This window comes from Nocardia asteroides (genome assembly GCF_021183625.1).
Lineage (GTDB): Bacteria > Actinomycetota > Actinomycetes > Mycobacteriales > Mycobacteriaceae > Nocardia > Nocardia asteroides_A.
On record NZ_CP089214.1, the window covers coordinates 5329621 to 5344570 of the forward strand.

At 62.5% G+C, this 14950-nt stretch carries 3 protein-coding genes; all 3 read left to right on the top strand.

Going from position 1 to position 14950, the window contains the following annotated elements:
• Window positions 1–451: 451 nt before the first annotated feature.
• From LTT61_RS24760 to LTT61_RS24770, 3 genes are read left to right on the top strand one after another with little or no spacing between them, the layout of a single operon-like run.
• A complete protein-coding gene (locus LTT61_RS24760) occupies window positions 452–2440 on the top strand; it encodes a dehydrogenase E1 component subunit alpha/beta (protein WP_233016439.1) in 1989 nt (662 codons plus the stop codon).
• Window positions 2440–9519, top strand: a complete 7080-nt coding sequence (locus tag LTT61_RS24765; RefSeq protein WP_233016440.1) for a type I polyketide synthase — start codon at window positions 2440–2442, stop codon at window positions 9517–9519. Before LTT61_RS24760 ends, LTT61_RS24765 begins: the two co-directional genes overlap by 1 nt.
• Before the next feature lie 2 nt (window positions 9520–9521).
• On the top strand, window positions 9522–14939 hold the full coding sequence (locus LTT61_RS24770; RefSeq protein ID WP_233016441.1) for a type I polyketide synthase: 5418 nt from the start codon (window positions 9522–9524) through the stop codon (window positions 14937–14939).
• Window positions 14940–14950: the final 11 nt, after the last annotated feature.

Sequence of the window (14950 nt, forward strand, 5' to 3'; positions counted from 1 at the left end):
ATTGAATGACCGAAGGCGTCATGAATGCCTAAGGCAGTGCGATAGCGGCGAAGTGCGATCTCGATTCGAGATCGCGAGCGCTGATCGAGTATGTGGGGGTGACTGACGATTCTATCGTGGGCAGTGACGGCCGTCGGCGGCTCGACAGATTTCGAACCTTTGATATGATCATGTGGTAACGAGTGAGCAGAAGCGACTTGTACTGCCGAAGCCGAATACGGCAGCGATGGGGTGCTTCGCCGTTTCCGGGGCTCGCCCGATGTTTCACCGTCGAACGCTTACCTGCATGGCGCGAAGTCATGCGGCTGATGCAGCCATCGAGCTGGTACTGCAAGCTGCTTGCTCGCAGGGGTCGGTGCCGCGACCAGCGATCGACCTGGTGCGCCGTTTTCTCCGAATCCGTCCCGAACCCGACTAACTCGCGTCGGTTCGTCTGCAATATCGATAGTGGGTGGTTGGTTTGATCGAACAGACGACTTGCATCACGGATTGCCAGGGAATCGGCGACAGCGAATCGTTGGATCTTTTGCGCACAATGATGCGTTCGCGTGAGTTCGAGCGTCGAGCTGGCCTGCTCTGTCGGCAGGGCGTTGCTTGGTTTCATCTGGCTTCTTCCGGTCACGAAGGGCTGGCAGGCGCGGCCGCCGCTTTCGGGCCGGACGATCTCATTTTTCCACATTATCGCGATCGCGCTACTCTGATGGCGCGAAGTATGAGTATTGTCGATATGACTCGAGATCTGATAGCGAGCAGCGGATCGCACTCTCGTGGGCGAAATATGGGTTCGCATTTCTCCGACCGGCAAAGCAACATTTTTTCGATTGCTAGCCCTGTCGCGAGCCAATGTCTTCCCGCTGTCGGTGCGGCATGGGCGCAAAAGCTGACCGGCGGCGGCGGGATCGTTCTGTGCTCGATCGGCGAGGCATCCACGAGGCAGGGTGAGTTCTTCGAGGCCGTTATGTTCGCCGTTGATCGGAAACTGCCCGTTGTTTTCCTGGTTTCGGACAACGGTTACGGCATCAGTACACCTACGCGCGGACTTGCGCCTGTGCATTTACCGGTTCTGCATGATTCCCTGGTGGTTCGTGTCGACGGCGTTGATCCCGAAAACATGCGAAACGCCGCATTGGTCGCAGCGCAAAAGGCTCGGATCGGCGGCGGTCCGTCAGTGCTATGGTGCGAACTGGACCGGCTGGACTCGCACACATCGTCGGATGATCAACGAGTGTATCGAGACTCAAGTGAAATCGCATCGATGAGAGATCCCATCGTGGTGTTCACGGATCGGCTGATCGGTCGGGGGACATTGTCGAAAGAAGATGCGACGGCATTATGGGATCAGGTGCGCATCGAGGTCGAACAAGAAGTTTCGTCGGTGGTCGGCGAGGCGGTCGATGATGTCCGGAATCTTCGTTCCCATCTGTTCAGCCCTTCGCGGGGTGGCGTCATCGAAGCGCACGGCCGATTCGAAACCATTGTCGATGCAGTAAATGGCGCGCTGCGGCGCGGCCTCGCCGAGATACCGGAGATGTTGATGTTCGGGGAGGACATCGAAGATCCGAAGGGTGGTGTATTCGGATTTACGAAGGGTCTTGGCACTGCTGCTGGTAGACGTGTGTTCAACTCGCCCCTGGCCGAGGCCACGATCGTGGGCGCGGCCGTCGGTCTGGCAAGTGTGGGACTCCGACCGGTCGTTGAGCTTCAATTCATCGATTTCGTCGGGCCCGCTTGGAATCAGATAGCAAATCAAGTCGCGACATTGCGATGGCGAACTGCGGGAGAATGGTCTTGCCCGCTTGTAATATATGCGCCGTATGGCGCCTACCTGCCGGGTGGGGGAATTTGGCATTCTCAAAGCAACGAAGCGTTTTTCACGCATATGCCAGGGCTGAGGGTCGCTGTAGTCGGAAACCCGGTCGACACCGAGATGATATTCCTGGACGCATTTACTTCTAATGATCCGACCCTGATACTGGTGCCGAAGCATCTCATGCGAATACGCTATGCAGATAAACTCCTCGAACCGGTGCCGCACGGAGGCGCGAGGATTGTCGAGGGTGGTACTGACGCGACCCTGGTCACCTGGGGAAACGGCGTGGAGATCGCCACGGCGGCCGCATCCCTCCTCGCCTCGCAGGACATATCGGTAGAAGTGATCGACCTGCGTTGGCTTGTTCCGTGGGACCGAAAGACCGTCGTAGAATCTCTGCGCAGAACCGGCCGATTGATCGTGCTGCAGGAGGACAACCGGACCAGCAGTTTCGGTGCTGGACTGATTGCTGATCTGATCACCGATGACGACAATTTCGCGGAACTCCTGGCGCCACCGCGTCTGGTGGCACGCGATGACATCCATATTCCTTTCCATCCCGATTTGGAATCAGCAGTAATGCCGACGCCGGATGATGTTGTGCGCGCTGTCCTGTCGACCGTTGTTTGATGATTGAAGGCGTGATGAGTGGACCTCGTGAAGTGCGGCGACTGACGATTCCTCAGCTGGGTGAGGGGCAAGTCGACGTGCGAATCGTGCGCTTGTACAAGACACCCGGAGATGCTGTCGCCAAAGACGAACCAATTTACGAGGTGGAGACAGTTAAAGCGACTGTCGACATTGAGTCTCCGGTAGCGGGTGTGCTCGGCAGCTGGCTTGTCGAGGAAGAGGACACTGTCGACATCGGGGCGGAGGTTGTTGAAATTCTCAGCGTGGTCGCAGAAACGGGTTCGAGCCCCGAGCGCGCCGCCGTAGACGAACCGGCCAGCGGCAACATCGAGAGCCCACCCGGACGCGCTGAGCGAATAATACCTCCCAAGACACGGAAGTATGCGGGCAGCCTCGGCATTTCCGAGGAGGAGTTGGCAGCGGTACCCGGCAAGGGGAGATTTTTGGCTCCAGCCGACCTCGACGTGCATCTCAAGAATCGAGAACGCGCGGTGCGTCCCTCCTTCTCCGACCGGAGAGTCAGTGAGCGGCAACGTGTCCTGAACACAGTGATGCGTAACGGGCTGGCTTCGGTCGTGCCCGCCAGCGTTGCAGTGTCGATCGACGCCGATCTGCTCCAACGGGCTACCTGGGCGATCAGCGATGCCGGATCGGCCGGTTTCGTCACCGAATTCGAAGTGTTCTCGTACTGTGCTGCCCGTGCTGCAGCGTCCCACCCTGCTCTTCGCTCCAGAACGCTGGATCGCGACAACATCCGGGTGTTCGACAATGTGAATATTGGTATCAGCGTCGCCGCGTCTGATGGTGATCTTGAGGTCGCTGGAATTGCTGGGGTCGAGCGTCTCTCTTTCGACGAATTCCATAACAATTGGGTTCGTTCTATCGAGACTGCGCACGCAGGCACTTCGTCGGTGGATGGCAGTGCAACGCTGTTATTATCTTACCTCGGCGACAACGTGAGTGACGCTGTTCCTACGGTGGTGCCACCAGCCGTAGCTACGCTGTTTCTCGGCGGCCTGGCTACAGGAGCTTCCGAGTCGCAGCGCAGGGTCGTTGTAGCGTTCGATCACAGCGTCTTCAACGGGGTACAGGCAGCGAACTATCTGTCGGCTGTCGTCGCAGAGTTGGGTTCGATGACGAGTGGACCGGCTCTGCTACCGGTGGATGCATCGGATCAGGCACCGACTGAGCCTGCAGGCTCACCGGTGGAGCTGATCGAAGAGCTGGCCGGTGAAGTTGTCGGACGCGACCTCGATGCGTACCGCCCGATCGGCGAGTTGCGCATCAATTCTGTGCAAGCGGTAGCTATCACCGAGGCGGTGAATGCGAAGTTCGGTAGTCGGCTGCCCGCCACGGCGCTGTATCGATGCGCAACCCTCGCGGATCTCGGGGCTGCGGTGACCGGTCTGAATCCATCGGATGTCTGCGATGCGACCGATACGCTGGTATCGGCCACTGCCGCTCGGGTACGACGTGCCGCGGACTCGGTTGGCGAAGACGATCAGATTGTGATCGTGGGTATGGGTTGCCGGTACCCGGGTGGGGTTCGGTCGGCTGATGATCTGTGGTCTGTGGTGTCGCAGGGCCGGGATGTGATCTCGGGGTTCCCCGGTGATCGCGGGTGGGATGTGGAGGGTATCTACGACCCGGATCCCGATCGGGCGGGGACGTCGTATGTGCGTGAGGGCGGGTTTCTACAGGACGTGGCGGGTTTCGATGCCGAGTTCTTCAACATCTCTCCCCGCGAGGCGCTCGCGATGGACCCCCAGCAGCGCGTGCTTCTCGAAACCGCGTGGGAAGCGTTCGAATCCGCGGGAATCGTGCCCTCGGCATTACGCGGATCACACACCGGCGTATACATCGGGACGATGGGTCAGGACTATGTCGATCTGGGAGGTGCTCCGGCTCACCTGGAGGGGTATCTGGCGACGGGGGTCGGGGCCAGTGTCGCGTCGGGTCGTATCTCCTACATCTTCGGCTTGGAGGGGCCCGCGGTCACGGTGGACACGGCGTGCTCGTCGAGCCTGGTGGCACTGCACCAGGCATGCCAGGCATTGCGAGCCGGGGAATGCACGATGGCACTGGCCGGCGGCGTGACGGTGATGTCGACACCGGGATCGTTCGCGGAATTTTCCCGGTTGCAGGCGTTGACGCCGAGCGGGCGTTGTCAATCGTTCTCGGCGCGCGCCGACGGATTCGCCCTCGCCGAGGGTGCTGGTTTGGTGGTGTTGGAGCGGTTGTCGGATGCGCGTCGTCTCGGGCATCGGGTATTGGCGGTGGTCCGGGGCAGCGCGGTCAACCAGGACGGCGCTTCCAACGGTTTGACCGCTCCCAACGGCCCTGCGCAGGAACGGGTGATCCGGCGGGCGCTGGCCAACGCGGGAATCCCGGCCACCGCGGTGGATGTGGTCGAAGCACATGGCACCGGTACCTCGCTGGGTGACCCGATCGAGGCGCAGGCGCTATTGGCCACCTACGGGCGGGAACGGGATTCCGATCGTCCGCTGTGGCTGGGATCGCTGAAATCCAATATCGGCCATACCCAGGCAGCCGCGGGAGTGGCCGGGGTGATCAAGATGGTGATGGCGATGCGTCACGGGATACTCCCGCAAACCCTGCATGCCGACGAGCCCACACCACACGTGGACTGGTCCGCGGGAGTACGACTACTGACCCGTCCGACGCCGTGGGACGAGGGCGAACAACCACGGCGGGCAGCGGTGTCCTCCTTCGGTATCAGCGGCACCAACGCACACCTCATCCTCGAACAGGCACCACCACAGCCCACCGTCGACGCCGGCGACGATGCCCCACGCTCACAGGCCGCGGGTGCTCCGGCCCCGCTGGTGATTTCGGCGAAATCCGGCGCCGCGCTCGAGGAACAGGCTCAGCGGTTGTGGCAGATGCTGTCGGATCGACCCGAGCTCGACCCGGCCGCGGTGGCTCACGCCCTGGTGAACGAACGAGCGGTGTTCGACCATCGGGCAGCGGTCCTGGGAACCGGCCGAGCAGATCTATTGAATGGATTGGCGACCCTGGCCCGGGGCGGGGAAACCCCGAACCTGGTTCGCGGACAAGCCCGCAGCGGCAAGGTGGCCTTCGTCTTCCCCGGCCAAGGCGCACAGTGGGTGGGAATGGGTGCGGCGTTGATGGATGCTTCACCGATCTTTGCCGAGCACATACGGTCATGTGCGGTCGCGTTGGCAGAGTATGTGGATTGGTCGTTGGAAGATGTGCTGCGTCAGGCCCCAGGCGCGGTGGATCTGGATCGTGTCGACGTCGTGCAGCCAGCTTCGTTTGCTGTGATGGTGTCGTTGGCGGCGCTTTGGCGTTCCTGCGGGGTGGAGCCATCGATGGTGGTGGGGCATTCGCAGGGGGAGATCGCGGCGGCGTATGTAGCGGGCGCCATGAGTCTCGAAGATTCTGCTCGGGTGATCGCATTGCGCAGCAAAGCATTGCTGAAGGTGGTGGGCCAGGGTGGCATGCTCGCCGTTTCACTGCCGGTGGAACAAGTTGCTGACCGAATAAGCCAGTGGGGCGGGGCGATCTCGATAGCGGTATTGAACGGGCCTGATTCGGTTGTGGTTTCCGGCGAAGCGTCTGCACTCGCTGAACTGCGCGAGTCTTTGGAGTCATCCGGGGTTTACGTTCGGATGATACCGGTCGATTACGCCTCGCATTCGACACAGGTGGAGTCGATTCAAGCCACTGTGATCGAGGAGTTGACGCCGGTCCAGCCACGTCCGTCGGTAACGCCGTTCTACTCGACGGTGACTGGTGAGTTGTTCGATACACGAGGTTTGACCGCGGATTATTGGTATCGCAACCTTCGTCAGGCGGTCCTGTTCCAGCACGCAACCGGTGCTGTGCTTGCTCGCGGCTGTAGTGCGCTGGTCGAGGTGAGCTCGCATCCGGTGCTGACGGCCGCGCTCCAGTCGACCGTCGAGGCCGGGGCAGGGAATGGCGCGGTGGCAATACTGGGCTCACTACGTCGTGGGGACGGTGGTCTTGATCGGTTCGCCTTGTCGTTGGCTGAGGCTTTCGTGTCTGGCGTCGACGTGGAGTGGGGTCGATGGCTGGGCCCGGTCCGCGCAGGGCGGGTGGAGCTTCCTGGTTACGCGTTCCAACGTCGCCGGTTCTGGTTGGAGTCTCGTACCGGTGCCGGCGACGCGGCGTCGGTGGGTTTGTCACGTGTCGACCATCCGTTCGTTGGCGCGGGGATGGATGTGGGTGACGGCAGGGGTTGGTTGTTCACCGGCCGGTTGTCGCTGGACAGTCACCCGTGGTTGGTCGATCACGCGGTGCTGGGCACGGTGTTGTTCCCCGGGACGGGTTTCTTGGAGTGGGCGTTCACGGCAGGCAGTCGTGTCGGTGCCGAGCTGGTCGAGGAACTGACCCTGCAGAAACCTCTCGCACTGGCTGAGCGTGGCGCGGTGCAACTGCAGCTGTGGCTGACGGAGAGCAATGCCAACGGGCGTCGCACGTTCGATATCTATTCGCGTCCGGAGACGTCAGGTGAGCTCGAGGCTGGGCAGTGGACACACCACGCGACCGGAGTCTTGTCCGTTGATACGGCGCATCAACAGAGTGCATCGGGGGCGTCGGTGTGGCCGCCGGTGGGAGCGGTGGTGGTTGATGTCGGCTCTGTGTACGAGCGTCTGGCCGGGATCGGGGTGGTCTACGGTCGGGCGTTTCGAGGACTGCGTTCGGCATGGCGGCTTGGTGAGGAAGTGTTCGCCGAGGTCGAGGTGGATTCCGATCACGTGCAGCGCAGCCGGGAGTTCGGGTTGCACCCGGCGTTGTTCGATGCGGCGTTCCATCTGGCATTGGGTGTGTTGGGTGCTGCCGGTGAGTCCGGGCGCACACCGCTGCTGTTCTCGTGGTCGGGTGTGCGTCTGCGCGTTGCGGGTGTGTCGCGGTTGCGGGTGCGGGTGGTGGCGGTGGGGCCGGATGTGTATCGGCTGACCGGGTGGGACGAGTCGGGTGCGGTGGTGGTCGGTGTCGAGTCGTTGACCGCGCGGGTGGTCGATCCCGCTGCGCTCGCGGTTGCCCGGGGTAGCTACGACGACCTGTATCGGCTGGACTGGCAACGGATCGATATCGATCCCGAGGGCGACGCATTGTGTGTCGCGGTGCTCGATGCCGGTGACCGGGGTTCGAACACCCAGACCGATCCGGTGGGGGGTGTTCCCGCGGACCGCTACACCGATCTCGGTGAGCTGAGCGCGGCTGTGGCAGCCGGAGCCCAGCTCCCGGATGTGGTGGTGGTGCCGCTACCCGCCACCACCGCCCTGCCCGATATCGGTGTGGCCGATACCGGTGTGGGTGTGGTGTCGGGAGTGAAGGCGAATACGGATCGGTTGCTGGGTTTGTTCCAGGCCTGGCTGGGTGAGCGGTGTTGGGAGGGGCGCCGTCTGGTGGTGGTGACCGAGGCCGGATCGGTGACCCGAGCCGGTGAGGTCCCGGATCTGACGGTGGCTCCGCTGGCGGGGCTGGTCCGCAGCGCTGCCGCGGAGCATCCCGGCCGCTTCGCCGTCATCGATCTCGACGACGAGCAAAGCTCACGCCGGGCCCTGCCGGCGCTACTGCGGGTCGGTGACGAACCCGAGCTGGCTGTGCGTGCGGGATCGGTGTTCGTACCACGATTGTCGCCGGTGCCGGCAACGACCCCGGAAAACGGACGGCGCCGCGGTATCGATCCCGAGTCCACGGTATTGATCACCGGTGGCACCGGGGGACTGGGCGCGCTGCTGGCACGGCACCTGGTCATCGAGCACGGCGTCGGGCATCTACTGCTGGTCAGCCGCCGGGGTCCCGACGCCGAAGGAGCCCGCCGGCTGCTGAGCGAGCTGGCCGAGCTGGGATGCCGGGCCGAGTCGATCGCCTGTGACATCGCCGACCGCGATTCCCTGGCCCGGCTGCTGGCAGCGATACCGCGGCAGCACCCGCTCTCGGCGGTGTTCCACGTGGCGGGTGTGCTCGACGACGGTGCGATCGAGTCGCTGGACCGGGACCAGGTCGAGAAGGTACTACGCCCCAAACTCGACGCGGCCTGGCATCTGCACGAACTGACCGCCTCGCTGGAGTTGGCCGAGTTCACGATGTTTTCCTCGGCAGCACCTCTGCTGGGCGGCCCGGGACAGGGCAACTACGCGGTAGCCAACGCATTCCTCGATGCCCTCGCCCGATACCGGACAGCACACGGACTACCGGGGCAATCATTGGCGTGGGGTTTGTGGGCCCATACCGGTGGCGGCGGTATGCACGAACAACTCGACATCATCGAACGCCGTCGAGCCGAACGCAGAATCCGTACCCGGCTGGGACTGGTACCGATCCCGGCCCGCCGCGGTATGGAACTATTCGACCTCGCTCGACACCGACCCGACCCCCTCCTGGTCCCGATGTCGGTGGACACCACCGCGTGGCAGACACAAGCACGCACAGCAACAGCACCCGCGGCCGCACGGAACCTGATCCCCCGCACCCACCACGACCACAGCTCCGCATCGCTGGCACAACGCCTGGCCGGCATCCCCGAAACCGAATGGGACACCCTGCTCCTGACCGAGGTCCGCACCCACGTCGCGACCGTGCTCAACCACGACTCCCCCCACGACATCGGACCCGACCGCGCCTTCAAAGAACTCGGATTCGACTCCCTCGGAGCCGTCGACCTCAGAAACCGCCTCTCCCGATCAACCGGACTACCCCTACCCGCAACCCTGGTCTTCGACCACCCCACCCCCACCGCCGTCGCAACCCACCTCAGACGACAGCTGTCGTCGGTCGACGGCCATTCGGTCTCCCGCTCCGGTGCGGGGGAGAGATCTCTTATCGACGGACTGGACACCGTCGAGTCCATGCTTACGGCCCTTGCCGCGACTCAGCGGGTCGAAGGTCATCTCGAGCAGCGTTTGCGGTCATTCGGTTCGAAAGTTGATGCGCTGCTGGAAGGAATCGATGACTGGGGCACACCTGACCAGGACTTGGCGTCGGCATCAGACGACGAATTGTTCGCGGCCTTGAGCAACGAACGCGACGACGCCTTCGGTAACGAACTCGACGGGAAGGCCTGATCGTGGCGGACGAGACAGAACTGCGCGAGCACCTGCGGACAGCGATCGGCGATCTGCGTAAATCAAACCAGCGAGTACGTCAACTCGAACGTGGTGCTCGCGAACCGATCGCGATCGTTGGAATCGGCTGTCGCTATCCCGGCGGAGTCCGTTCAGCGGAACAGCTGTGGTCGGTGGTGGCCGAGGGCCGTGATGTGATTTCATCAATGCCTCGAGATCGTGGCTGGGATCTGGAGGGCCTCTATAGTCCCGACCCTGAAAAGCCCGGTACCAGCTATGCCCGTGAGGGCGGATTTCTCGACGACGCCCGAAGTTTCGATGCCGAGTTCTTCAACATCTCTCCCCGCGAGGCGCTCGCGATGGACCCCCAGCAGCGTGTGCTCCTCGAAACCGCGTGGGAAGCATTCGAATCCGCTGGTATTGCCCCAGCTGCCCTGCGCGGAACGTCAACCGGCGTTTATATAGGCGAGGTCACGATGGAGTACGGAGCGCGAGCTCCGGGAGATCTCGACGGATACGTGGTGACAGGCAATACGGGGAGTGTCGCGTCGGGTCGTATCTCCTACATCTTCGGCTTGGAGGGGCCCGCGGTCACGGTGGACACGGCGTGCTCGTCGAGCCTGGTGGCACTGCACCAGGCATGCCAGGCATTGCGAGCCGGGGAATGCACGATGGCACTGGCCGGCGGCGTTGCGATAATGCCGACGCCGCGAATGTTCGTCGAGCTGTCCCGGTTGCAGGCGTTGACGCCGAGCGGGCGTTGTCAATCGTTCTCGGCGCGCGCCGACGGATTCGCCCTCGCCGAGGGTGCTGGTTTGGTGGTGTTGGAGCGGTTGTCGGATGCGCGTCGTCTCGGGCATCGGGTATTGGCGGTGGTCCGGGGCAGCGCGGTCAACCAGGACGGCGCTTCCAACGGTTTGACCGCTCCCAACGGCCCTGCGCAGGAACGGGTGATCCGGCGGGCGCTGGCCAACGCGGGAATCCCGGCCACCGCGGTGGATGTGGTCGAAGCACATGGCACCGGTACCTCGCTGGGTGACCCGATCGAGGCGCAGGCGCTATTGGCCACCTACGGGCGGGAACGGGATTCCGATCGTCCGCTGTGGCTGGGATCGCTGAAATCCAATATCGGCCATACCCAGGCAGCCGCGGGAGTGGCCGGGGTGATCAAGATGGTGATGGCGATGCGTCACGGGATACTCCCGCAAACCCTGCATGCCGACGAGCCCACACCACACGTGGACTGGTCCGCGGGAGTACGACTACTGACCCGTCCGACGCCGTGGGACGAGGGCGAACAACCACGGCGGGCAGCGGTGTCCTCCTTCGGTATCAGCGGCACCAACGCACACCTCATCCTCGAACAGGCACCGCTGCAGGAACCGGCGTCGGATCCCGCGGCGGAGTTGCCGGGTGCGACAGCGCTGGAAGTCTTGCCGTGGATGATCTCCGCGAAGACCGAGGAGGGGGTGAGATCTCAAGCAGAACGACTTCTTGCTTTCGCGGCTACGGAAGTCAGCCCGTCGGCCGTCGGGCGTGCGTTGGCCACGCGCACGCACTTCGAACATCGCGCCGCCGTAGTGGGTCGATCCCTCGACGACTTCAGGGAGGGGCTCGTTGCCATCCTCCATGGTTCTGTTGTCGAGAACGTAACTTCTGGTGTGGTGGACGGTGGGAAAACCGCGTTTATGTTCACCGGACAAGGCGCTCAGCGTTCAGGTATGGGACGTGACCTCTATGACGCGGTTCCAGTCTTCGCTGACGCGCTCGATGAGGTGTGCGGCTATCTGTCCAGCGAACTCGGATGTCGTCTTCAGGATGTAATGTGGGCCGAGGACGGGTACCTGCTGCATCAGACCGGCTACACACAACCCGCGCTCTTCGCGCTGGAGATTGCCCTGTACAGATTGATGGAGCACTGGGGCGTCGAGCCGAAATATCTCATCGGTCACTCGATCGGTGAGATTACCGCAGCTCACATTGCGGGAGTGCTGTCGGTCCAGGACGCTGTAGTCCTTGTTGTAGCACGCGCGCGGCTCATGCAGGGCCTGGCTGCTCCTGGTGCCATGGTGGCGGTTGCGGCAACAGAGAAAGATGTCCTCCCGCATCTGACCGACGAGGTGTCGTTGGCCGCTGTGAACGGCAGCCACTCCGTTGTTGTCTCCGGTTTGGAGAGAAACGCTCTCGACCTCGCCGCTGTTCTGGAACAGAATGGCTACAAGACGCGTCGGCTGACCGTCGGCAAAGCTTTCCACTCGGCATGCATGGACCCGATTCTCGAAGAATTTCGGGAAGTAGCACTCGGTCTTGAGTACGGCGAACCGGCCATTCCGATCATTTCCAATGTCACGGGGCAGGTGGCGACCGTCGACGAGTTGCGCTCGCCGGAATACTGGGTAGAACATCTCCGGCGTACAGTGCGCTTCCATGACGGAGTCGAGACGCTTCGCGGCCTTGGCGTCACTCGTTTCCTCGAGATTGGTCCGGATGCCACGCTCTCTTCACTTGTGGATGAGGCTGGAGTCGCGGTAGTACCGCTGCTGCGGAAGAATCGGCCCGAACTCGATACGGCCGTGGGCGCGATCGCCAGAATGCATACGCACGGTTCTGTCGTGAATTGGGACGCGTTCTATCCTGTCGGCAGTCAGATCGAGCTGCCAACGTATTCTTTCCGCCGTCGGAACTATTGGCTGGATGGCTCGTCAAATATCAGCTCTCCCACCGGCCATCCACTGGTGAACGCATCAGTCGAGCTGGCGGACGGTGGGATGATCTATCAGGGCCGGATCTCCACCCGACAGCATTCGTGGCTGCTCGATCACGTCGTGCACGGGAGAGTTATTGTGCCTGGCACGACCTGGGTGGAGTTGGCGTCGTGGGCGGGACGACAAGTGGGCTGTGCCGAAGTCACGGAACTGGCTCACCATGCGCCACTAGTATTGCCATCGAGTATCTCCGTGCTGCTTCAGCTGCATATACTAAGCTCGGATGGAGCAAGCAGGCGAGAATTCTCTTTGCGATGCCGTGCAGAGCAGCTCCCCGGCACGCCATGGGTGATACTTGCGCGCGGAATCGTCAGTGCGCAGGATCGTGTCACCGCAATCGAATCCACGGCCGCTTCGGCGACGTGGCCGCCGGACGGGGCGCAGCAACTCGACATTCAGGATTACTATGCGAGTGTCGCTCGAGAAGGGTTCTACGACTGGGGCCTTGCCTTCCATTCGCTACGCAGGGTGTGGCGGCGAGATGTCGAGATATTCGCTGAGATCAGATATCCCGATTCACTCGACTCCGGCTCGTTCGAGCTGCACCCTGCGCTGTTCGACGCGACAATGCATGCGCTCGGCGTCAACGGGACGCCGGAGGTCGTCTCTGGTCTGATTGCGGATGCGGATACTGATCTCGCTCGTCCCCGCATCCCTTTCGTGTGGCAAGGCGTCACTCTCAACGTGCAGGGGCAGCGGTCGATGCGGGTTCGGATACGCGAGTCCAGCGACGAAGGCATATCAATAACGCTGTTCGATGACTCCGGCCGGATCATCGGAAACATCCGCGGGATGGTCCTGCTCCCGGTCTCCGCCGAGCAATTGCGTAGCACTGCCGGCATCGACCAGGTCAGCTCACTGTACGAAATCGGGTGGAACGACGCTTCAGCCGTTTCCACGCATGTCGATTGGGTGAGCGGATGGGTGAGTGTTGCCGCGGCCGATCTGGCCTTGCCCGGGCCGAATTACGTGTCCATGGCTGAGTTGACGGCCACGGTTCGAAGCGATGGCGGTATCCCGGAGCTGACGCTTCTTCGGTGTGCGCACGAAGTGCGTGACGACGTCGGCACGGTCGCAAGCCGGTCCGTGGAATCGGTATTGACTGCCATCCAGGAGTGGTTGTCCGAGCCGACCCTGTCGTCAGGCCAGCTGGTCGTCGTCACTCGGGGTATGGCCGTTCCCGCGGACGGGTCGGCGGGAGACCCTGTGCAATCAGCGGTCTGGGGGCTCGTTCGTTCCGCACAGGCTGAGCACCCGGGCCGGATCGTGTTGGTCGATCTGGACGATGAGGAAGATTCATTGCGGGCGCTTCCTGGATACCTGATCGGCGACACGGTCGAGCCCCAGTTCGTGATCAGGCGGGGGCGACGCCTCGTACCGCGACTGGAGCGGGTTCGAGCCACATCGCACGCGCTCTCGTCATTCGACCCCGACGGCACCGTGCTGATAACCGGTGGCACGGGTGCTCTTGGCGCGCGGATAGCTCGGCACCTCGCAGAACGCTATGGCGTGCCACGGTTGATCCTGGTCAGCCGGCGGGGGCCGAGCGCCGACGGCGCTGCCGAGCTCGAGGCCGAGGTGAAGCGTCTCGGTGCGGAGGTTGAGATTCTGGCCTGCGATGTCTCGGATCCCGAGGCGTTGGCAGCTTTGATTCGCACCGTCACCTCTCGGTACCGACTGACCACCGTTGTCCATGCGGCCGGCGTGGTCGACGACGGCGTCATCTCCGAACTGGAGGTATCGCGGATCGGGACAGTGTTTCGGCCGAAGGCTACGGCCGCATGGCATCTGCATCTGCTCACCCGCGAGCTCCAACTGGAGAAATTCATACTCTTCTCTGCGGCGGCGGGGACGATCGGGAGTGCGGGTCAGGCAAATTACTCTGCGGCGAACGCGTTCTTGGACGGGCTCGCCCGTTACCGGCGAAACAATGGCCTGCCTGCGATATCGATGGCCTGGGGACTGTGGGACGACCGACGTGGGATGGGGGCTCATCTGACCGGTGCGGACCGTGAACGTATCGCCCGCCAGGGCGTCACCGGATTGTCGACTGCGCATGGGCTCGCTCTTTTCGACGCATCGTTGGGTTACGATCGCCCGTGCCTGATTCCCGCTGGGCTCGACGAGGCCGAGTTGGGTGACACTTCGGGACTTTCGCCGATTTTCCAAGATTTGGTGACGAAGCGCTCGACCAACCGTGGCTCTCGGGACCGATCGGATACCGATCGCTCGAGTGCTCTCGCACTGCGTGCCAAGACAGGGCGCGAACGCGAACGTGCTGTTCACAATCTTCTTAGCGCCAACATAGCGGCTGTGATCGGGAAGCCGAACGAGGTCATAGATTTCGATGCTCCGTTCCGTGAAATCGGATTGGACTCGTTGATGGCGATAGAGCTCAGAAATCGGTTATCCACAGCGACAGCATTGCACTTGTCGGTTACGTTTGCATTCGACTATCCGACTGCGGACGCCGTGTTGCGGTATTTGTGCGAACTACTGGAAACCGCCGACCTGGGGCATGATCTAGGGAAGCCGGAGCCAGATCACCCGCAGCAGGGCCAGGTGGATACATTGACGCTTCAGGAAATAGATGAGATGGACGACGAGGCGCTGATTCGGCTCGCTCATAATTCTCCCTTACTCGGGGATGGCTGAAGGTAGGCCCG